At 45.0% G+C, this 22614-nt stretch carries 22 protein-coding genes; 7 read left to right on the forward strand and 15 right to left on the reverse strand.

Annotation, left to right across the window (positions count from 1 at the left end; translation table 11 throughout):
- Positions 1–100: 100 nt before the first annotated feature.
- On the forward strand, positions 101–1339 hold the full coding sequence (ylbJ, locus tag PQG66_RS19410) for a sporulation integral membrane protein YlbJ (protein ID WP_272039463.1): 1239 nt from the start codon (positions 101–103) through the stop codon (positions 1337–1339).
- Positions 1340–1443: 104 nt separating this feature from the next.
- Positions 1444–2247, forward strand: a complete 804-nt coding sequence (locus tag PQG66_RS19415) for an NAD kinase (protein WP_272039464.1) — start codon at positions 1444–1446, stop codon at positions 2245–2247.
- A gap of 62 nt (positions 2248–2309) precedes the next feature.
- Here PQG66_RS19415 and PQG66_RS19420 read toward each other — a convergent pair whose 3' ends face one another.
- Together PQG66_RS19420 and lipA are read right to left on the reverse strand one after the other, a co-directional pair.
- On the reverse strand, positions 2310–2780 hold the full coding sequence (locus tag PQG66_RS19420; RefSeq protein WP_272039465.1) for a YutD family protein: 471 nt from the start codon (positions 2778–2780) through the stop codon (positions 2310–2312).
- Entirely contained in the window at positions 2777–3676 is a 900-nt protein-coding gene (gene lipA, locus PQG66_RS19425; protein WP_272039466.1) for a lipoyl synthase, read from the reverse strand. Before lipA ends, PQG66_RS19420 begins: the two co-directional genes overlap by 4 nt.
- A 244-nt stretch (positions 3677–3920) precedes the next feature.
- Here lipA and PQG66_RS19430 point away from each other — a divergent pair, with 244 nt between their 5' ends.
- Positions 3921–4949: a M23 family metallopeptidase gene (locus PQG66_RS19430; protein WP_442955134.1), complete on the forward strand. Its 1029-nt coding sequence runs from the start codon at positions 3921–3923 to the stop codon at positions 4947–4949.
- Between the two features lie 169 nt (positions 4950–5118).
- Here PQG66_RS19430 and yunB read toward each other — a convergent pair whose 3' ends face one another.
- Positions 5119–6060 (reverse strand): sporulation protein YunB, encoded by a 942-nt coding sequence (gene yunB / locus PQG66_RS19435; protein ID WP_272039468.1) that lies wholly within the window; start codon positions 6058–6060, stop codon positions 5119–5121.
- Positions 6061–6167: 107 nt separating this feature from the next.
- Here yunB and PQG66_RS19440 point away from each other — a divergent pair, with 107 nt between their 5' ends.
- Positions 6168–6395, forward strand: coding sequence for a hypothetical protein (locus tag PQG66_RS19440; RefSeq protein WP_272039470.1), 228 nt, complete (start codon positions 6168–6170; stop codon positions 6393–6395).
- On the opposite strand, the gene gnd is transcribed toward PQG66_RS19440, so the two are convergent.
- Positions 6392–7285 carry a phosphogluconate dehydrogenase (NAD(+)-dependent, decarboxylating) gene (gene gnd, locus PQG66_RS19445; protein WP_272039473.1) on the reverse strand — a complete coding sequence of 298 codons (894 nt, stop codon included), beginning with the start codon at positions 7283–7285 and terminating at the stop codon, positions 6392–6394. The genes PQG66_RS19440 and gnd overlap by 4 nt on opposite strands.
- Before the next feature lie 367 nt (positions 7286–7652).
- Positions 7653–9107: a glucose-6-phosphate dehydrogenase gene (gene zwf, locus PQG66_RS19450; protein ID WP_272039474.1), complete on the reverse strand. Its 1455-nt coding sequence runs from the start codon at positions 9105–9107 to the stop codon at positions 7653–7655.
- Positions 9108–9524: 417 nt separating this feature from the next.
- Between zwf and PQG66_RS19455 the strand changes: the two genes are divergently transcribed.
- Entirely contained in the window at positions 9525–9845 is a 321-nt protein-coding gene (locus PQG66_RS19455) for a winged helix-turn-helix transcriptional regulator (protein WP_272039475.1), read from the forward strand.
- A gap of 219 nt (positions 9846–10064) precedes the next feature.
- Here the strand turns inward: PQG66_RS19455 and PQG66_RS19460 are convergent, their stop codons facing one another.
- Positions 10065–12530 (reverse strand): S-layer homology domain-containing protein, encoded by a 2466-nt coding sequence (locus PQG66_RS19460; RefSeq protein ID WP_272039476.1) that lies wholly within the window; start codon positions 12528–12530, stop codon positions 10065–10067.
- A gap of 435 nt (positions 12531–12965) precedes the next feature.
- Positions 12966–14126 (reverse strand): Gfo/Idh/MocA family protein, encoded by a 1161-nt coding sequence (locus PQG66_RS19465; RefSeq protein ID WP_272039477.1) that lies wholly within the window; start codon positions 14124–14126, stop codon positions 12966–12968.
- Between the two features lie 112 nt (positions 14127–14238).
- On the opposite strand from PQG66_RS19465, the gene PQG66_RS19470 reads away from it, so the two are divergent.
- A complete protein-coding gene (locus PQG66_RS19470) occupies positions 14239–15120 on the forward strand; it encodes a helix-turn-helix transcriptional regulator (RefSeq protein ID WP_272039478.1) in 882 nt (293 codons plus the stop codon).
- Positions 15121–15184: 64 nt separating this feature from the next.
- Here PQG66_RS19470 and PQG66_RS19475 read toward each other — a convergent pair whose 3' ends face one another.
- From PQG66_RS19475 to PQG66_RS19500, 6 genes are all read right to left on the reverse strand, one after another.
- Positions 15185–15952, reverse strand: coding sequence for a DUF3600 domain-containing protein (locus PQG66_RS19475; protein WP_272039479.1), 768 nt, complete (start codon positions 15950–15952; stop codon positions 15185–15187).
- The gene (locus PQG66_RS19480; protein WP_272039481.1) at positions 15939–16532 is read right to left on the reverse strand and encodes a sigma-70 family RNA polymerase sigma factor; all 594 of its coding nucleotides are present in this window, start codon (positions 16530–16532) and stop codon (positions 15939–15941) included. The genes PQG66_RS19475 and PQG66_RS19480 overlap by 14 nt, the downstream gene beginning before the upstream one ends.
- A 163-nt stretch (positions 16533–16695) precedes the next feature.
- Positions 16696–16911, reverse strand: a complete 216-nt coding sequence (locus PQG66_RS19485) for a hypothetical protein (protein WP_272039482.1) — start codon at positions 16909–16911, stop codon at positions 16696–16698.
- A gap of 76 nt (positions 16912–16987) precedes the next feature.
- Entirely contained in the window at positions 16988–17611 is a 624-nt protein-coding gene (locus PQG66_RS19490) for a DUF1361 domain-containing protein (RefSeq protein ID WP_334220795.1), read from the reverse strand.
- A gap of 289 nt (positions 17612–17900) precedes the next feature.
- Complete coding sequence (locus PQG66_RS19495) at positions 17901–18689, reverse strand: TrmH family RNA methyltransferase (protein WP_272039483.1); 789 nt, start codon at positions 18687–18689, stop codon at positions 17901–17903.
- 140 nt (positions 18690–18829) lie between these two features.
- On the reverse strand, positions 18830–19492 hold the full coding sequence (locus PQG66_RS19500; protein WP_272039484.1) for a potassium channel family protein: 663 nt from the start codon (positions 19490–19492) through the stop codon (positions 18830–18832).
- Positions 19493–19660: 168 nt separating this feature from the next.
- Here PQG66_RS19500 and sspI point away from each other — a divergent pair, with 168 nt between their 5' ends.
- On the forward strand, positions 19661–19894 hold the full coding sequence (gene sspI / locus PQG66_RS19505; protein ID WP_184183075.1) for a small acid-soluble spore protein SspI: 234 nt from the start codon (positions 19661–19663) through the stop codon (positions 19892–19894).
- A 284-nt stretch (positions 19895–20178) separates the two neighbouring features.
- On the opposite strand, the gene PQG66_RS19510 is transcribed toward sspI, so the two are convergent.
- Entirely contained in the window at positions 20179–21762 is a 1584-nt protein-coding gene (locus tag PQG66_RS19510) for a peptide chain release factor 3 (protein ID WP_272039519.1), read from the reverse strand.
- Between the two features lie 377 nt (positions 21763–22139).
- A complete protein-coding gene (locus PQG66_RS19515) occupies positions 22140–22538 on the reverse strand; it encodes a DoxX family protein (RefSeq protein ID WP_272039520.1) in 399 nt (132 codons plus the stop codon).
- Between the last annotated feature and the right edge of the window lie 76 nt (positions 22539–22614).

Consider the following 22614-nt stretch of genomic DNA (forward strand, 5'->3'; position numbering starts at 1 on the left):
TTATTATTTGTACTGTTTGTCCACTCTTTCTCATATATTGATGGCAATAGCTCCCTGAAAAACAACAGGTTATTCATCTGAACAATAAAGGAGAAAACTCATGACTGCTCCTAAGCGTATTATGCAAATATGGATTATATTCGCTCTCCTGATCTTCTCTATTCTCATGGCTATGCATCCAGTGGAGACCTGGCATGCTAGCGTAAGGGGACTATCCATTTGGTGGGATGTTTTATTCCCATCTCTATTTCCCTTTCTGGTATTATCCGAGCTGCTTCTTGGCTTTGGTATCGTGCATTTCTTAGGTACACTGCTTAATCCGCTCATGAGGCCATTATTTCGAGTTCCAGGAAGTGGAGGTTTTGTCTTCGCAGTAAGCTGCGCTTCAGGTTACCCTACTGGAGCTAAACTAACGGCCCAATTATGGGAACAGAAGCTGGTTACACGAGAGGAAGGGGAGCGCTTGGTCGCATTCACCACCTCATCCGATCCCATCTTTATGATTGGGGCAGTATCCGTCGGATTTTTTCATAATACATCTATTGCTCCGATTCTTGTGGCATCCCATTACTCGGCTGCTTTTCTAGTAGGTGTACTCATGCGCTTCCATGGTCAATCTACTGCTAAGTTGCAACCCGCTCTCTCGCCGTCTCATGAACAGCACCAGAACCGCTTCCTGCGCGCAATCTATGCAATGCATACAGCTAGACAAGCAGATGGACGGACATTCGGCGAATTGCTACGGCACGCCGTGTCCTCTTCCCTACGACTTATTATTATCGTTGGCGGGCTTGTTGTATTCTTCTCTGTCATTATGGAATTATTGGTTCAGACCGGCTGGCTTGGCATATTATACGCTTGGACAGAACAAGGGCTTCAACTAGCTGGCTTACCACCATCCCTGTCACACAGTCTCGTTGGCGGCTTATTCGAGGTCACTCTTGGAGCTAAGGAAGCCGGAGCCACAGCCAGCTCCATACCTCTTATCTTCAAAGTTGCCGCTGCCTCTTTTGTACTTTCCTGGGGAGGACTATCCGTCCATGCGCAGATCATGAGTGTACTGAGCAATACACCGATGCGATATGGACCTTTTTTATTGGCCAGAGCCATCCACGCAGCCATTGCACCCTTGCTTGTCATTCTGTTATGGCCCGTTCTAATGGCTAATGCGAGTTCCCCTGCATTTTTAAACAGTCCATTCAGTCACTCCATTTCTTCATCTCATCCGGGGTGGAGTTACATTGGAGCAACCGGAATACTCGTATGTGTATCGATCCTCTTCCTTCTGCTATGTCTTGCTCTACTCTCCCAGTTGATGCTTAAACGAAGCAATAAGTAAGGCCAATCTCTAAAGCCAGTACCAAATAGTTTGCTTCAAACATTGTGTTCTGACGCGGAATTGATTATCATCGGTAGTATAATGACCACAAAGGAGCTTTCATCTTGAGATACTATGTTCAAGACCGCGGAGACCAATTATCAATTGATCTAGCTCAGCAATTTCATGCGCTGGCGAAAGAAGAAGGGTTCAAGCTGGACGCAGAATCGCCGGAGATTGTCGTCTCCATCGGAGGCGATGGAACGATGCTTCAAGCTTTTCACAATTTCATTGACCGCATTCCGGATATTGCTTTTGTTGGGGTTCATACAGGCCATCTCGGCTTCTATGCCGATTGGAAGAAGGAAGAATTAAGGGAACTGGTTAGATTGATGAGTGGTAAAGGCGATCCAGGTCTCCTTAAACCGCGTATCGTGAAGTATCCATTACTCGAGCTGGAGATTCGTAAAAAGTCAGGTAACGCTTCGTACATTGCCTTGAATGAATTTACGTTAAAAGGGGTCGACGGTACCGTTGTAGCTCAAGTTGATATCAATGACGTTACATTTGAGATGTTTCGGGGAGATGGCATCTGTGTCTCCACTCCTTCCGGCAGTACGGCGTATAACAAAGCGCTTGGCGGGGCCATGGTGCATCCTACCATTGAAGCCATTCAGATCGCAGAGATTGCTTCCATTAACAACCGCGTGTACCGAACGCTCGGCTCACCCGTCATTTTGCCCAAGCATCACCATTGCGATATTTTTTCACGTAAAGATCAGCGTTTGTTGCTAACGATTGATCACGTTAATCTGATGGTAGAAGATTTGATATCTGTTCGTTGCCAGGTCTCCGAGCAAAAGGTCAGCTTTGCACGTTTTCGCCCCTACCCATTCTGGAATCGGGTTCGGACTGCCTTCCTTGACTAACTTATACGATTCAATTTTAGGTGAAAATTCAAACATCGATGTATACAAAAAAGCGGTCCTTCTCAGGAACCGCTTTTTGCTTTGGCTTGAGGTTGCTCTTTACACTTCTGAAGCACAAAGTATGCACAACCAAAGTTACAATACTCATTGATGTAATCCACCAGATACGAAATAGTGGAATCCTTTGTTGCCTTGGGGTGGTTGTCCCGATAGAAGCCTTTGAGTCTCAATTGGCTATATCCCCAATCCCCAATAATGTAGTCATAACGCTCCAGCACTTCACTGTACCGGTCACGAAACACTTCAGCATTCCAACCTTCTTTGTGATTCTGAACGATTTCGTAATTTTTGCCGCCAACCTGCACAATCACAGGAGCTTTTGGTTTTTCCTGTACGGTTTCCTGAGTCGTTTCTTGAGTAGTTTCTTGAGTAGTCTCCTGAACGTTCTCTTGAACGGTTTCATTTACAGCATCCTGCACCTGCTGTTGTTCTTCTTTATTATTATCCTGTTCCAATCCGGACTCCTCCATCATGCGTTTGTTGCCGCCTGTTCCGTATGCTGGTTAGCAGATTTCACCTGTTCATGCGCATGATAAGAACTGCGTACCATCGGACCGGATTCCACGTGACTGAACCCACGTTTCAAACCTTCCTGTTTGAGTGCCGCAAATTCTTCAGGCGGATAGTACTTCTCAACATATAGATGTTTTTCGGATGGTTGCAAGTACTGACCAATGGTCATAATGTCACAGTTCACCGCGCGAAGATCATCCATCGTTGCTAAAATTTCGTTATATTCTTCACCTACACCCAGCATAATACTTGATTTTGTTGGAATATTAGGCTGCATCTCCTTGGCACGAGCAAGCAATTCCAGCGAACGTCTATACTTCGCTTTGGCACGCACTTTATCTGACAATCGTTCAACCGTTTCAATGTTGTGGTTCAAAATATCCGGTTTAGCATCCATCACGATCTGCAGTGAATCGCGGTCTCCCATAAAGTCCGGAATAAGCACCTCCACGCTACACAGCGGCAATCGTCTGCGTACAGCCTTCACTGTCTCGGCAAAAATAGTTGCTCCACCATCCTTCAAGTCATCTCGAGCTACACTCGTTATGACGCAATGCTGCAAGTTCATCTGTTCTGCTGCTTCTGCCACGCGTTCCGGTTCTTGCAGATCCAGTTCCGTAGGCAAACCAGTATTAACTGCACAGAATCGACATGCTCTAGTACAGATGTCACCCAAAATCATAAAAGTGGCTGTTCGATTCGCCCAGCATTCATAAATATTTGGACACCGTGCTTCCTCACATACGGTATGCAATGTTTTGGAACGCATCATCGTTTTAATTTCCTGATAATTATCTCCAGTTGTCAATTTGATCCGAATCCAGTCCGGCTTCGGTTCTTTAACGCGTTTAGCCAATGCTTAGACCTTCTTTCTACTGAAGTTAGCTTTTGCTTGGAACATATTATACCATGAAAGGCTTGGAAAAACCCCCATTTGTCACATCTTGTGCTTTCACAACATGGATAAAATCTGAGTGTTTGAAGAACGCTAGGATGTAGCTTGATCTATCGGGTACAAGTGCATCATTTTAATGGAAAGGGGCTGCTTCCCTGTGCAACAGCACTGGATACTCCGCAACACTTACGGCTTTTGCTTCAAAATCTTACTCGCAGGCGCTCTGCTTCTCCCGTTCCTTCCTGCGGATGTTCACAGTGAGCCTGTACAAAAAAAGGATACGTTGAAAAAGGCCGCGGAATCAAGACCGGCTGACATTTTCGCTGCACGTCGGCATTTGTATGAAAGTATTGGTCAAGTCACCCAGATTCCATGGTACAGACTAGCTGCTATCGATCAGTATGAACGGACCATCACACGAGCACATCCAAAGGATCGTAAGCATCCTGAAAGGTTAACTGGTATTTTCATGACTGCCCCGGCCTGGAGAGGCTGGCTGAATCCGGATGAGACAGATCAGCATCCTGGTTCCATTCTATTTTTCAACGGAAAAGGTCGGGATGGATCAGGAGACGGGATAGCCGATCCTAACAACGATCTGGATGTTCTCTACAGTATGGCCTCGATCATACAACAATACGGAAGTAAACCAGAGGATTTCGGCATTGCTCTCTGGGAATATTATCATAATTCAAGAGCCGTGCAGCGAATCCAACAATTTGCTAAGTTATATGAGCATTATGACAATCTGGATCTGTTCACACACGCCTTTCCAGTCCCTTTAGGCACCAATTATTCCTATCGCAGCACGTGGGGAACGAAGCGTAGTTGGGGCGGGTATCGCATTCATGAAGGGACCGATATTTTTGCCCCACATGGTCTGCCTGTTCGCAGCACGTGTTACGGTATTGTGGAGATTAAAGGGTGGAATCCATTTGGAGGCTGGCGTATCGGCATTCGGGATCTGAACAACCACTATCACTATTACGCTCATCTATCCGGCTTCGATAAAAGCGTTAAAGTTGGGGATGTTGTTACCCCTGGTCAGGTTGTAGGATGGGTAGGTAGCTCAGGTTATGGCAAACCAGGAACGCAGGGGAAGTTCCCCCCGCATCTTCACTACGGCATCTATAGAGATAGCGGACTACATGAATGGTCGTTTGATCCTTATCCGTTGCTTCGACATTGGGAACAAGAAGAACGAAACCAAAAGAACAAAAAAGCAAAAAAATAAATAAATAAATAAATAAATCATTTGTTTCGTTTAAACTACATGTTTTGCATTAGAAAAAGGGAACCTCTGCAAGCGCGAGAGGTTCCTTTTTCTATGGTAATAATGTAGATCACGAATTGTTCCCAACATGCAATCGTCTACTCCTCGCATCACCTAAACGGGTCTTAACCTATGGATTCCCATTCCCACCAGACTGTGAATTCCCGTTCAGATCAGGCAGGTCCGGTTCAATCTCAAGACCATTTGGCTGTGTATTGTAGTCCGGTGTTTGCAACGGAATCTGTGGCTGTGGCTGATTATTCGATGCATCCGTGCCATGACCATCATTGCCATGGGTTGCACCGTTTCCATTGTTCGTATGACCACTGCCGCCTCCGCTAGATACGCCAGCTTGACCTGATGGCAGTGCTATAGCGGGGGCGTTACTGCCGTTACTTCCAACGGGTTTGCCCTGATTGTCATAGTAATACATTGGCACATCACCAACAACGAGCAGATAAGAGATCGGGATCTCTGTGTCTACTGTCTCAGGTTCCATATCAAAAGGTACAACGACGGCGACTTCAGCGATAATGTGAATATACACCTCCACAAGTATCATATTAATGCCTGCATTTTGCTGACGTGTATTGAGGTCAACCTTCACCGCTCCTTGTGGCTCTATGCGAACCGGTATGCTTGGACCAAACGATGCCATGACTGGACTGCCCAGAGCCTGACCCAGCGGAATTTTTTCTTTCAACATATGCACATTCTGAAGGGTGGATTGCACCACATTCATTGTGCTCGCCGTGATTCGCATATGCTCATTATAGTTCAGCATGAAGCCTGAAACTTTCCCCTCGGTGTCCGTTTTCCAGTCAATTAAGCCCTCCGTTGTCTTACCTTCAGCAACCTGTGCCGTAATAGCTTTGTTGATCGCCTCCGTTGCAATCTGCTTCATCCTAATCTTGGCCAGATGCATGATCGGCGGTTTCATTTTTTTGTCTACATATGCGAACCCCTGCATCAAACAAAATGCAGATACAAGTACAACAATTAACCATACTTTGCGTTTGCCGCTAGGCGGCTTAGGCCGCCTTCTACGACTTCGCCATTTCTTTCGCATCATTGGAGCGTCCCTCCCCGCGAAATGAGCCATACGTTTATATGTTATCTGTATGCGACGTTGTCCTGAAAAAGAAGGACAATACTCGATAGGCTTGCTTGATAGGCTTCATGGGCTTAATTGGCTTGGCGATGCATAAGTGGTACGAAACAGCCGAGCGCAGTGAGGCCACGGGTATGCATCTTATGCTCGCCAAGCTCGTTGATGCATTGGAGTGGCCTGAACAGTGTTCCGCAGGATCTACACATCAGGTCACAGCAATGCAAAAAAACCTTCCGCCACAGCAGATAGGTTATCTGCTCAAGCGAAAGGTTTTCTTTTTAACAAGAATAGATTAGTTTTTCTCTACGGCATGTCCGCCAAATTCGTTACGCAGTGCTGCTACGACTTTACCTGTGAACGTATCTGTCTCCAGGGAACGATAACGCATCAGCAAGGACAAAGCGATAACCGGTGTAGCTGTTTGAAGATCAAACGCCGTTTCAACCGTCCAGCGGCCTTCGCCGGAAGAGTGCATTACACCTTTGATTTCATCCAGGTTAGCATCTTTGGAGAAAGCACGCTCTGTCAATTCCATCAGCCAGGAACGGATAACTGAACCGTTGTTCCATACACGCGCTACTTGTTCAAAGTCGAAGTCAAATCCGCTTTTCTCCAATACGTCAAAGCCTTCACCAATGGAAGCCATCATACCGTACTCGATTCCGTTATGCACCATTTTCAGGAAGTGACCGCTACCTGCTTTACCAGCATACAGATAACCGTTCTCGACGGAAGTATCTTTGAAAGCAGGCTCTACGACTGCCCAAGCTTCGGGGTCGCCACCGATCATGTAACATGCACCGTTACGCGCGCCTTCCATACCGCCGGAAGTACCTGCATCCATGTAGTGAATCCCTTGTGGTTTCAGCTCTTCATAACGACGAATGGACTCTTTATAGTGGGAGTTCCCCGCTTCGATGATGATATCCCCTTTGGACAGCAGTGGGCTAACTTCAGCCAGGACAGCATCGACAACGCTGTGAGGGACCATGATCCACAGGACACGTGGAGATTCCAGGGATTCAACCATTTCTTTGTATGAGGACACGCCTTGAGCGCCGTATTCTTTCATTTCTTTAACCGCTTCTGCATTCAGGTCAAAAGCAACTACTTCGTGTTTGTGATCGATCAGGTTTCTTCCCAGGTTCAAGCCCATTTTTCCGAGTCCGATAAGTCCAAGTTTCATTATGAAATCCTCCTGTTTGTGCAAATGTTTAGTATTCAAATTGTTCAATGAAAGCAGTTCCTGGCCAAGCAGCGAATTCCCGTTTCGGTTACGAATCGTTCCTTCGAGCGCTGTTATCACAGTTTTTTTGATCTCCCTTTGACAAGGGGAAAATCCGGTGATAAAGGCGCACGCTTCGCTTCTTCGGAATCGATTTCGCCTCCTCCACTCTCTTTGCTGTCAAACGAAATACTTTAAAATGAACAACTATCTATATATAAAATGTTTGCGCCCTTCTGGCTGGAAGAGCCGGAAGGTCTTATGCAAAATTGGAACGGTATATTTAGAAAATAACATTCGATTCGAATTAGTTGAGGAATGCTCCCTCTTACCACCAACGGAATCCATTCTCCGAAGTTAAGCGATCTGCTGATTCTGGTCCGTTTGAACCTGCGCTGTACGTATCCAGTGGGATCGTGCCTGCCGCAAATGCTTCCTGAATCGGCTGTACCCATTGCCATGCCAGCTCAACCTCGTCCCAATGTGCGAAGAAGGTAGAATCTCCACGCATCGCGTCAAAGATCAGGTTCTCATACGCTTCAGGAACGTTACGCTCTCCTGAGTTAAACGTCATATGCATTGGTTCCACTTCACCATGGTTCAGCGGATTCTTCGCATTTAGTTGTAGGGAGATGCTTTCGCCAGGGCCGATCTCTAGTGTCAGCAGGTTTGGAGCCATCGTGTTATCGGATTCTTGACCTGTTTTAAGCGGGCTTTTGAATTCGATGACGATTCGGGTCGATTTCTCAGCCATACGTTTGCCTGTACGGATATAAAATGGAACCTCACTCCAGAATGGATCATCCAGCCACAGTCTTGCGGCTACATAGGTCTCATTCTGTGAACCTGCCGGAATGCCAGGCTCGTCCAAATAACCTACAACTGTGGAGCCTTGAAGCTCACCAGCACCATATTGGGCACGAACAACTTCAGATGCCACATTCTCTTTAGTTAAAGGCCGCAATGACTCTGCGATTTTCTTCTTTTTATATTGAATCTCCTGCGGTGTGCAACGTTTCGGCAGATGCAATGCAATCATCATCAGCATTTGCAACATATGGTTTTGGAACATGTCTCGAAGTGCTCCACTCTGGTCATAATAGGCAGCACGTTCTTCGACACCTACAGTTTCACTCGCTGTGATCTGTACGTTAGCAATATACTGGTTAGACCAGAGAGCCTGAATGACCGGATTAGCATACGTCAGCGTTTCAATATTCTGTACCATGGGTTTGCCAAGGAAGTGGTCAATGCGATAAATTTCTTCTTCCGCAAACGTATTACTCAGCTTCTCATTCAGTTCACGCGCAGATTGCAAATCGTGTCCAAATGGTTTTTCGATGATCAGTTTCTTCCAGCCCTTGGTGTTACCCAAGCCGCTTTCTTGAATATTCAATGCGATTGGCTCAAAAAATTCAGGTGCAACTGACATGTAGAACATCCGGTTTTCCGGAATATTCAGCTCTTGTTCACGTTGTTGTACCAATTGAAGCAATCGCGTATAATCCTCAAGTTTGGTATTGTTCAGTGAGCAGTAACGGAATGCTCCGATAAAATCACGTACTTGTGACACTTCCTCCGGCTTTTGACGGGAGAATTCATGCAGTGACTTTTCGACATTTGCCTGAAAGTCTGCATCCGACAGTTCACGACGTCCCAGACCGATTACGGAGAACGCCTTTGGCATTTTCTGATCTACGTACAGATTGTATAATGCAGGGTAAATTTTACGTTTGGCTAAATCGCCTGTTGCCCCGAACAGGACAAATGTCATTGCATCCATTGGAGTGCCTCCTATTGATCTGTGCATTATAGTATATGATGTTTCAAAATGTTCGAACCCAAGCATAACAAAAGACGGAATAAGTGGGCATGGTGCCCTATCCGCCTCCGCTATAAGCAATACCAGAATCCAATCATTTCAACATTCCTTCTCTCTACAATCTCAAGCAACTTTAAAAGGTTATTATTTGTAACCAATTTAATTGACGTAACCCATATTACACCTGTCGTCACAATTCGTCAACATCCTTGTCGAAACTGTGAAACCCTTTGTTTATAGGGCTTTTATTGAATGTTAACGCTTTATGTGGTAAGTTTATTAGCAATTGGAATGTGATATTGTATACATATGGGCTGTGGACAATATGGTTACAATAAGTATACTAAGTATAAGATACTAAACTAAAGGAGTACGGTTATGAACGATGATGAGAATGCCAAACAACTATGCGAAAAAGTGGAACAATCTTATCAGATCATTGGTCGAAAATGGGTGGCTCTAATTATCCATGCTTTGATGGAGGAACCCAAACGCTTCAGTGAAATTCATACTTATATTCCCGATTTGAGCAAACGTGTGTTGAATGAGCGTATGAAGGAACTGGAGGAGGAAGGACTGGTTGTACGCCATGTAGTCACCGAACGTCCCGTCCGGACTGAATATATGTTGTCCCGCAAAGGAACCGAGCTGGGACGAGCGTTAAGTGCTGTCGAGCGTTGGGCGGAGAAGTGGCTGTAGACGGTTTACATCAAGCAGTATGAGCGAACCCAGACATTTCATTCTCATGCTCTACCGCTGCCCAGCAAACCGCAGCAATCGATCAGCGATTTTATCCCGATATTATACTATTATGAGTCAGCCTTCTGTCAGACTACGGTTTCCGTATCTGGTTATATTGTAAAGTAAGACAAAAAAACGAAGGGAATTCATCCCTCCGTTTTTATTGAAACCCCTCAACTATTTCAAAGTTACATAAATGGTGTATCCACTATTCATATAGAATCTGTATTTTCCTGGCTGTAAATCCTTCGTGTCAAATTCAAAAACTTTTCCTTCAACATCTTGAGGGATTTGCAATTTCATTCCATGACCATCCGTGACTTCTTTTTCGAAATCTGCCAATGTACCATACGTATCTTCGTAAACAAAGTAAACGGTATGACCACCATGGTCTAAAGTAAATTTAATTACAGATCCAACCGGCTTCTCAATTCTCCATTGCGTTGGATGATCTACAAAGACAGGTCGTGTATATGAAACAAATTTAGTCGAGGTAAACACTTGATTTTTATACACGCTATCCGTAGTAGAGACTGCCCCTTCTAATAGCTTAAAATAAGTGCTTTTTCCCAAGACTGCCTTTTGAGGATTAATTTCTATTGAATTGTTTCTAATGGAGACCTTATCCTCAGGATCAAGTGGGACAAAATTTGGAGTCTGAGACCCTGTAGAAACCAGAATATAATCTTTTAATTTTCCCAGTTCAGACTCCATAATCATACGATTGAAACTAATGGAATATGATTCCTGAGCGTCAACCCAGCTTCCTCTCATACTTGTTCCATTCTGTACCAGAGGTTTATCGGAACCGTCCATCACACTGACATATTTCACTTCAGAACTCTTATTCATTGAATCAAGAGCAATAATTCGGATGGACCCATACTTCTTGATTATCTCAGCTGTAGGAATTTCCGTTCTTTCATTTGCTGTAATGGGAAGTTTTATAGCTGCCCCAGCGTTCACAGCCTCTTCGAGAAGGATGAGATTTTTTCCATCCAAATTTTGATTAGTTGCATAGACATTCCCGCTTCGAGGGCTGTATACATATACTGATTCCGTTACAGTGATTGCTTCTTGCTCTGCACCTAACAGGAAGAAAGTACCCCCTTCATAACTGCCATACTGACCGCTCGGTGATGGTGTAGAACCACCATTTCCTGGATTCGGGCTTCCTGTGTTTGGACTTTCTGGAATTATGTTGTCAGAACCCCCAGTTGAACCTGAAGAGGATCCAGCACCTCCAGAGGTTACATTATTTGAAGTAGGAATCGAAGTTACAGGTTTGCTTGTACCATCAATTTGTACTGTTGTATCTGAGGGCACTGAAGAGCCTAGAATCACTTTGTTTGGTGCCTTTTCCATAGTCACACCCACAGCGTTAACTGTAGCTTGCTCCACGGTTCCTGCCCCAAACATTTTAACAGCTGCATTGAGAATCGCTGCTATTACTTTGGCTTCTTTGCTAATCTCCACTTCAGTTCCTTCTGCAGAATCAGCAACATTCAGTTGATTGACTGTGCCAGAAGGTACTTGAATATTAATGCTTTTTGCTTCTACATCTACCGTATCAAAATTCCCTTTAAGGTATACTCTAGATTTCTCCGGAAGAGCCTCTGAGAGTTTGATTTTGTCAATTTTTGCATTTCCGTTCGACTCAATGTTTGCGGAAGTCTGGATTGTCATCTCATGTACTTCGGTCTTGCCTGTTGCCACCAGACGAACTGTACCATCCTTTTTGTTCACTATAACTGTAAGCAAAACAGAATCTTCTAGATGTACACTGTTCTCCCCACCACCGTAGACGTATGTTTTCCCTTGAACGGTTACGTTTTTGAGGAATACATCGCCTTGACCAACGGCTTTGCTGATAATCAGATCACCCGTAATATTCATATTCTGAAGGGTTACACCCGCAGTTCCAATGACTACATTTCCTTGAATCTCTTCTTGTTTGTCTGTTGAACCATACTCGCCTTCTTGTCCATACCAGCTGCCATATGTACTAAAAGCTCTATCTAAAATCTGCACTGCTTCAGCTCTGGTAACTGCATTCTTTGGTTTGAAACTGCCATTACTATACCCTACGACAATCTGCTTCTCAGCAGCTGCACTTACAGCCTCTATACTCCAGTCTTGAATTTCCTTCTGATCTGTAAAACGTGTCTCTCCACTGCTCTTAAGGTTTAAAATCCGTGATACAACTGCTGCTGCTTCCTGCCTTGTCAGGGTAGCATTGGGATGGAATGAGCCGTCCATGTATCCTTGAATATATCCAGCTTGAACTCCCTTGGCTATATCTTGAGCATACCAATCCGATTCAGACACATCTGTAAAAGTGGATTGACTCGCTTGTTCGTATTGGAAAATACGATTAATCATGGCTGCCCATTCAGCCCGTGTGATCTCTCCCTTAGGCAGGAACAGATCTTGTTGATTCCCTTGCACAATACCTCGGCTAGCCCATTTCTCAACCACTTCCTGAGCCCAATTCCCTTTCAGATCCTCAAACGTTTTAGCCGTAACACTTGGTTTCCCAGTGTTCTCACGTGCTGCATCGGTTACGGATTCGGCCTGTACTACCGTGCCCATGCTGCCAAATAACAAAGCTCCTGATAAAAATAAACTTCCCCACTTCTTCACGATACTCTTTCCCCTCCTGTGTTTTTAATCCTAAAGTCCTAATACTTTAGTTCTACTACCGTAAAAATAGTATCATATAAACACTAAACTAACAATATTCTCATCCATTTGAATTTTCTCTTTTGGACCCCATATTTCCCCTTCTATTGTTCTAAAAGCATATGGTTATACAGGATCCCAGACTCAAAACTTGCCACAAGGACCTCAGAGGAGCAATTGATGCTAGACTTCTCTACCTAATGCTCTATCCGCTTCTCTTTGAAGTTCTGTCGTTCTCGGCCCCATATATACGAAGAACTCTATTGTTTTTGGCGTATAACCTCGATATAAAAAACCACTGTATCTCTGGATACAGTGGCCTCTTAATGCATGTTCAACTTCTTGTTTCATGTTAATTTCGCGCGTTACTTCAAAACCTGTCAATCATTCTCCTGATTACACATCATCCAATCTTCGTCCTAGTGTAATACTCAAATCCTCAAAATTTTCAACCGATGATTTCTTCTCATAAAAATGCACAGCATGTTGCAGCATACTCTCTCTGGCATAAAACACATCATCCGATGGTATAGGAAGAACCACTTTCTCTCCCATACTTGCTGACTTATAGATGGCGATAATTAATTCCAACGTATTTCTCCCGCTCTCTCCATCAACAATAAGCGGAGCTCCCCTCTCTATAGCATCCAGCACATTCTCGACCTGTCCGGCATGACCTGCATGAGTGACTTCAGGCAGTTCGTCGAACTGCTGCTGCAGCTGCTGCTCAAGCTTCGGATTAGGTTCTGGGAATCCATTACTGCGCGAAGTCGATGCGGCCACTTTCCACGGAGCAGACACTCGGGCTTCTTTTCCTTGAAAAATTAATTGCTGCTCCTCTCCGTGATGTATCACGGAACTTGTAATCATACCAACAGTTCCATGGCCGAAGCGCAGCATCGCCATCGAAATATCCTCTACCTCGGCATTGTTATGTGCCGTGTTTGCCATCATCGCCTGCACTTCGATAGGCGACCCCATCATCCAGAGCATGGCATCGATGTGATGTACCGCATGATTAAGGGTGCATCCACCGCCCTCCTTTTCCCAGGTCCCGCGCCACCACAGATCATAATAGTTATGTCCTCTCCACCAGTATGAATCCACCTGAACATGAAGAATAGGACCCATCAGCTTGCTATCTAGTACATTCTTTAGCTTCATCATGGGAGTGGTAAACCGGTTTTGTGCAACAACAGAGAGTAACTTGCCGCTTTTCTGAGCTGCATTCAGCATCTGATCCGCTTCCTCCAATGAAGAAGCCATCGGCTTTTCAACCAATACATGCTTGCCAGCTCGTAAAAAATCAGACGCGATCGAAGCATGAGTATACGGAGGAGTACAGACCGATACAAGATCGATATCAGCTTGCAGCAGATCATGATAATCTGTGGCAGCTACTGCAGAGAGTAGTCTGTATTCGATGATTCGATTTTGTGCTTTTTCCACATACATATCTACCACAGCAACAATTCGGCATCGCTCAGGGAACTGCATATATGCGGCAATATGAGCGCTGCTAATCGCACCAGCCCCAATAATAGCTACGTTGATCATCACTTCATTCCTCCTTTGGTAGTTCCTTCACGATACCTCAGAATAAAGCGCTTTTATGCATGTATTCTGTGATAAAATGGAACTATCTTGCGATTATAGGGAGGTTTTTGTTTTGTTTCATATCGAAGATGATCAATTCAGCCTAACACCTCATCGCACTTCCCACTCAGCTTTTCGTGAAGTTTTTCACGCACATTCGCAATTAGAGTTAACCTATATTCACGATGGCTATGGACAATTAATTACCGAAGGGCATGTATTCCCACTTGAACCGGGTATGCTTATGATTTTCAGGCCATTTCAGCTGCATCATGTGCAGATCGAGGTATCGGAAGCTCATCCGTTCATTCGAACGGTGCTTATGGTGGACTTGGAACTGCTACACTGTTATTGGCCACACTTCATAACCACACATCATTTTATCCAACACCTTCTCCATGAGCAGCCTTCTATCCCCCCGATCTTGCTGACGCCGAGTTCTCCACTCATTCAGCGAATGGAACATTTCGGTGAGCAGTACACACTCTTATTGCCTCATGAAGCTGCTGAGGATGCCCGGCTCTTTACGCTGGATATACTGACACAGCTTCGCTATTTGTGGAAAACAGCGATTCAGCCGCTGAATTCATACTCGTCCACCCAATCAGCAGACTTTTCAGGACATCTCAACCCCCATGCCGAAGCAGCCATGCAGTGGATAGAACGGAACTATTCGGATTCATTTTCATTAGAAGATATAGCAGAGGAACTGCATTTATCGGCCTATCATCTGTCTCATGTGTTCAAAAAGGCCACCGGCACCAGCATCATTGCATATGCTCAGGCCACACGTATTCGTCATGCCTGCGTGCTGCTCAGCCGTACAGTGTTGTCCATTCCCGAGATTGGCCACCGTGTGGGCATGCCCAGCCCTTCTTATTTTTGCAAAGTATTTCGTAAAGCTACTGGCACCACACCGCATCAATATCGGTTGAAGGTGACAGGGAGAGACTAGTCGGAGATCGTAGTTGTCACTACTCAAACTCATGCTTATCAAGTTGTCTCCAGATCCACTGTCATCAACGCACTTCCAGACCCAGCTTTTCCAAATACACGCTCATACGCTCTGTTAATTGATCCAGATCAGACCTCTGATCCGTAGACATGCGATCCATGTGATAGCTGCCGTCTGGGTTTTCCACTATCGTTTTATACTGTTTCATCTGTTCATAGATCGATTTAAAGTCAGCATATTGCTCCTTCGTAAACAACTCCTCAGCCTTAGCGGATTGTTCCATCCAAAATGTTTCCTCGTCCATCAGCCTCGGTGAAACCGGTATAGCCCTGGAGGACTTATTCTCCAACGATTCCAGCTTATCAAAGAACGGTTGGAGTTCAGCCGCTAACCCTTTAAACTTTTCCTGTTCTGCTGTACTCCATTGTTCTGGATTCATCTTGCCTTGAACATCTGCATGAGTTGTTGCCATCTGTCCATATTCCTTGAGCAGTCCCATAAATTGCTCGAATTCATTCTCCGTAAAATGAGCCTTGGCTCGCTGCAGCTTTGCTTCCAACTGCTCGTAATCCGATGCCTTTCCACCTCGGGAGGTGATCTGATCTTGTGATCCGTATATACTGTCAGCCAAATACGTATATCCCGCGTAAGCTCCTGTGGGAATTAGAAATACTAACGCAATAAGTACGGCAACCCACCATGTTCTGCTGCGATGTACACCAGACGTTTCCTTCCGTGTAGCCTTTATTATGTTATGTTTCACACGAGCTGAGATGACCCAATCCTTAGTTTCCTCCTGATATGCCGACCGTAACTGTTCATCCAATTTCATTCACATTGTCCACCTTTCGTGCAATTTCAGAATGCATTCGCTGCTTCTGTCTTAACTTGGCAAGTGCTGCATGAATTCGAGATTTTACTGTCCCCAGCGGGATTTCTAGAATATCAGCCACTTCTTCTTGGGTATATTCGTTCAAGTAGTGTAAAGTAACCACCTGCTGCAATTTGTAAGACAGCCGCTGTACCTGCTCTAGTAAGGGCCGATTCGCAAGTTTCTCGACCAGATGTAATGAGAAATCATTTTCCATACCCGTATTGGTATTGATTAGTTCGATCCTCTGCTTGAACCGAAATTGAATCAGTTTCTTACGTCGATAACTTTTAACTTGCCGCATGCTAACGCCCATTAACCAAGGTCGAAAAGCCCGTTCAGTATCATATCTCTCTAAAGATTGATAGGCTTGAATATAAATCTCCTGTACTAAATCCTCCGCTTCCTCCGCATCACGAACTAGAAATCGAACCGTGCGGTACACATCCGTTACCGTCTTCTCATACAACGTTCCATATGCTTCATGATCGCCAGCAAGGGTTAACTTCACCAATGTGATATACTCGTTCTCCTCACTCATCTTCCATCTCCTTTCTGCTGATACTATATATTGGTTTAGGTCCGCCATATCGTTCGATTTATTTTTGTGCGTTTTAAATAAAAAGACCCCAGAATTACATCGGATATACCAGATCAATACCCAATGCCTATTCCAAGGGCCCGCTATCCTGAAATATCTTAGCTCAGCGATCTCTTACTTTCTTCTCAATACCAAAGATATCACCTATAAGTTCAATCTGTATCTCTTGAATAACATCTCCTACGACTACTAGCAAAGTGTCATCATGGCAAGCCAAAGCAGTGCCTCGAATGACTTCTCCAATCTTGGGGATAACGACAACTTCTCTTTTTCCTTCAACGGTCCAGTTAATAAATTCACGCTGGTTAATACAAACCACCCCTTTATCGTCTAAGGCATTAGTTTACAAGAACAAGCAGGATATTTTTAAAAAACATGAAATTGCTCGAATTGGTTTAATCTACGATTCTGGACCTTGCTGTCAACAAGAATACAACAACGTAGGCAAATAACTGAATTGCAAATACAATGGCTACGAATTCAATTACAATGCTGTTCCCTGCAGTGAAATCATTCACTATATCCAAAACAATTTGCCCTGGCTTAGACAATACATCCCATGAATTCCATCGATTAAATCTCCCAATGTATACGCCCAAACTACTCAGCAGTAAAAGAATGCCTACAACCAGCATGTTACTGTACTTACTGACTAATTTGTTCAACACTTCGTGAATTTGAATGATCGAGCAAGTTGACAGAAGTAAACCTAGTACAGCTACAGCGAACGTTAAGGTGAGGTTATACCAAAAATCAATATTGATCCAGAATTGAGTTTCTCCTTGAGTATTGAAATATCGAAATGAGTGCAGGATTTCAGTAAAAAGGTAGGCTGAATTCGGAAGAAAAAAAAGCCAGCTTGCACTCAGCGGTACCATCCAAATCAAGCTCATTTTCGTTACTTTCTTATTGAATGTGTAACTAATGCATAATGAAATGATATAGGGTACCCATGCCAGGAATATATCCCAAGTTAAGAATTGATACATATTCGTATCTGATTTGATACGTAGATCCATCGCAACACCTAAACAACATAAGGTAACTACTAGCAAAGTTACAACCAAAAATCTTGAACAGGATGTTTGTTAACATTCATTTCGTTGCTTCCCCATTTCTCTCTCTCGTAAATACCTTGTTGCAAGAATCTTTTTTTTTCAAATCATCCTCAAACATAACTAATATAAATAAATAAATAAAACAGCCCTAAAAAATGAATTTAATAGGACTGTTCACGTTAGTAAAAGTATATGTTTTTTTCTGCGAAGAACTAATATACTCTAAATGCTTTTTGCAATCAGATGCCCCTTACACTATCCGCTGCCGCATGGCCTCAAACAACAAAATGGTTGCAGCCATTGCAGCATTAAGCGACTCAGCTTGTCCTTGCATCGGAATCGTAATGGCATCATCGACAAGCTGTGCTGTACTATCCGAGATGCCTTTGCCCTCATTACCAATAACAAGCCACACAGGCTGTGTAAAATCATAACTGTAGCACGAATCTGTCGCCTGCAACGAGGTGCTAACGAGCCTCACTCCCTTTGCTTTTGCTTCAGGAAGCATGGACTCCAACTGTCCTTCTACAATGGGCAAATGGAATAACGAGCCCATCGTTGATCGAATCGTCTTCGGGTTATACACATCGGCGCAACCAGCACCAAGCACTACACCTGAAGCTCCTGCGGCATCCGCACTACGGATAATCGTGCCCACATTGCCAGGGTCTTGCACACCATCCAGAACAACAACAAGACCGCCTGATTCTGTAATCAGGTTTTGCACCTTCTCTTCGCTTTTCCGAACAACGGCTAATACCGGCTGTGGTGTCATGGTATCCGTACATTTAGCGATAACCGCAGGAGACACACTGATCCACTCTACTCGCTTTAACGGATTCTCCAGCCCGGATAATTCCGCAGGTACACCCTGCTCGCCGTCGTATATAATACACTCCAGATCAGCTCCCGCTCGTAACGCTTCCTGTACGAGATGAATACCTTCAATAATATATTTATGTTGACGAGTCCGATGTTTTTTCTCCAGCAACTGCGCCCATTCTTTAACACGTGTATTTTGTGGTGATACAATATCCATGGTTCCATCCTTCCCGCTTGCGGGCTCATTTACTTACTGCAGCATCTGCAACTTATTAAACGCTGCATCTAATATATCTAGTCTGTTCCAAGCCACTCAAGCCTGCTCGTCTAATTTTCATGAAAAACGTTTAATGTTAATCACTTCGCATATGCCCGCTCAAGTTTGGTGAGATGATCTTTGTGCCCCACAATAACCAGCACATCCCCATCCTCAATCCGATCCTCGGCGTAAGGAGAGATGTTCATCGAACCTCCGCTCTTAATGGCCATGACGTTACAGCCAAATCGTGCGCGGATATTCAGCTCCAGCAGGTTTTGGCCAACCATCTGCTCGGATGCTCTCATCTCCAGAATACTGTAGTCCTCCGACAATTCAATGTAATCCAGAATGTTCGGCGATGTCAGGTGATGTGCTACCCGCAGACCCATGTCCCGCTCCGGGTAGATCACTTTGTCCGCCCCAATCTTCTGCAACACTTTGCCGTGCAACTCATTCTGAGCTTTTACAATCAGAACCGGTACACCCATATCCTTCAGAATCAGGGTCGTCAGAATACTCGCCTGAATATCTTGACCAATCGCTACAACAACAACATCAAAATTTCGTATGCCCAGCGCTCGCAGCGCTTCTTCGTCTGTTGAATCTGCCGATACCGCATGAGTCACCACGTTGGACATTTCCTGGGTCCGCTGCTCATTCGCATCAATCGCCAGCACATCGAATCCCATGTCACTCAGTGCATTCGCTACACTTGACCCGAATCGTCCCATGCCAATCACGGCGTATTGTTTCTTTGCCATCAGGGTCTTTAACCTCCCGCCGCATTACGGCATAACATACCAGCTTAGGTACAATGCCGCCGTAAATAATCCTTCGTAGTATACCACAAAGACAGAGAAACTTGAATGCGCTCACCTTCCACAGGGTACAGTAATAGAGCAGCCGAATAATACGAGGAGGGAATTGCGATGCCCATTACATTAAGCTTGCGTGAAGCGATTGTTCATAAGGTTCATGACAAAAGTGACGACCAGCTCCGGGAGATGATCGAAGGTTCAGTGGACGGGCCTGAGGCAGCATTACCCGGACTGGGTGCCATTTTCGAAATGATCTGGAAGAACACCGAACCTGCTAAGCAGGACGAACTGATTCAGATCGCACAGGAGCATCTGCACACCATTCCCGTTCAACCGCTTCGCTAACCGAAGCAGGGACGGGTATAGGAACCATCACACCGTTTGTTCTGTCTGCAAAAAAACACTCCCTTCCCTGCAGATCCATACGACTGCACTATAGGTAAGGGTACAGCGAAAATCCCTCCACCAATCGGCGGAGGGATTTTATGATATCCGTTCACGCGTAGACTCACACGCTCCGGCAATATTTTGATCTTGGAGCATCAGCATATGCTCCCGCTCACTTCCAATCAAGCATTACCATGAAGTCATCGCTAGAACGAGCCTGCCAAACGCCTTATTCCGAATACTTAAGGCGCAGTCTCAAGGAACTTCGCAGTCGGATTTTTGTCCATGGCTGTTCTCATCGCATACTCATTTTCAAAGAGCACTACGTAGTTCCCTTTTTTATCTTTCACCAAGGTAGAGTTAATACGGAATTTGCTCGGGTCCAGATTCTCGTCAACGATCCAACGAGCAAATTGATACGGCATACGCTGCAATATCACGTCTACCCCGTACTCCCCTTTCATCCGGTATTCAAATACTTCAAACTGAAGCTGACCCACTACGCCCAGGATGGTCTCATCAAAGCTCACAGTATTAAATACCTGAATCGTACCTTCCTCCGTCAGCTGATCAATCCCTTTTTGATACTGTTTGTGTTTCAGCGCATTTTTAACCGTAGCTTTGGCAAAAATCTCTGGCGAGAAGGTTGGCAACTCATCAAAGACCACTTCGCTACCCTGGCTAAGTGAGTCCCCAATCCGGAAAATGCCCGGATCAAATAGACCGATAATGTCGCCAGCATAAGCTTCCTCGACAATATCCCGATCCTGTGCCAAGAACTGCTGCGGCTGAGATAGCTTGATCTCTTTCCCCACACGATTATGCTTCACGCTCATGCCGCGTTCGAACTTGCCTGACACAATACGCAAGAACGCAATCCGGTCGCGGTGCGCAGGGTTCATATTGGCCTGAATTTTGAACACATATCCGCTGAACTTCTCATTCGTTGGATCAATCTCACCTGCGGTACTACGACGTGGTTCCGGCTTCGGAGCCAGCTCCAGGAAGTTCTCCAGGAACGTCTGCACACCGAAATTATTAATGGCACTGCCGAAGAAAATCGGTGTTAATTCACCACGCTGTACTTTTTCCATATCAAATGGGTCGCCCGCTACATCCAAAAGCTCAAGCTCCTGACATAGCTGATCATGCAGGTACTCGCCTGCCATCTCACGGATAATCGGATCTTTGTATCCATCCACCTTTTGCACTTTGATCGTGGAGTGATCGTCACCTTGGAACAATTCCACCTGATTTTTCATCCGATCATATACACCGCACAGATCACGGCCTGTACCGATCGGCCAGTTCATTGGAACAGAGCGAATACCCAGAACGTTTTCCAGTTCTTCCATGAGATCAAACGGACTTTGTCCCTCACGGTCGAGCTTGTTAATAAACGTAAAGATCGGAATGCCACGCTTCGCACACACCTGGAACAATTTGATCGTCTGTGCCTCGACACCTTTTGCCACGTCAATCAACATGACTGCACTATCGGCAGCCGTCAGTGTCCGGTACGTATCTTCACTGAAGTCTTGGTGGCCTGGTGTATCCAGAATGTTAATCCGATGACCCAGATAGTCAAACTGCATCACAGAAGACGTAACCGAGATCCCCCGTTGTTTCTCAATTTCCATCCAGTCACTTGTTGCGTGTTTGTTAGCTTTCCGAGCTTTGACCGTTCCCGCAAGACGAATTGCGCCCCCGAACAACAGCAGCTTCTCAGTCAAAGTCGTTTTACCCGCATCTGGGTGAGAGATAATGGCAAACGTCCGGCGTTTGTCCACCTCATGTTGAAGAATATCTTTTACAGCTTTGCTCATAGCGTCTATCCCTTTCATCCGTTCATTCACGTTAATCCGGTCAGCACCGGTCCATCGATTCACACAGTAGACTTTGTTGCTTTAACTTTATGTCACCCGGCTTGGCCGGTTGAATATAAACTCGCATGTAATCCTCATCATCAGACATACATGATAATTTCATTTTACACATTTACAATGGAGTTCATCCTTTCAGATCGGCGCTTCCATCATGCTTCTACCCTCGTTCTCAATTCAACTCTCCTATTGTACCATAATCTGTACTTAAAATAACCGATTACGTTACACCAATTCAACACTTTTATTCGCAAAAAAAGAACCCTTCCGCCACTTACCTGGCATCCGGGTTCCTCTCATTTCTTACAGATGATTCGGTTTTAGAAAATCAGTGCATCCAGCGCATATTGCCCGCCGCCTGTCAGAGCTAGTGCTACACCCACCACAAGGATTGCCAGGTTATACTCGTAACCGTTCTGTGTAGACCAGTAACCGTTAGCACCATGCACTTTTACGATGGCCATTACCATGGTCAATGCGATGAGAATGCCACCTACAGGTGTCAGCAGTCCCAGAGCCAGCAGCAAGCCGCCGCCGAACTCTGCAAGCCCTGCAAGCAATGCAAGGAACGCACCAGGTTTCATACCCATGGATTCAAACCAACCTCCTGTACCTTTGATTCCATAACCACCAAACCATCCAAACAGCTTCTGTGCCCCGTGCGCCATAAACGACAAACCAATCACTAAACGAATCAATAACAATCCTACATCCAACATCATTTTCTTTTTCCTCCATTCGATATATACAAAATAGTATTCTTAGATTAAAGATATTATGCGAAATTTATTTCAT

It is taken from the genome of Paenibacillus sp. JJ-100 (assembly GCF_948329825.1).
Taxonomy (GTDB): domain Bacteria; phylum Bacillota; class Bacilli; order Paenibacillales; family Paenibacillaceae; genus Paenibacillus.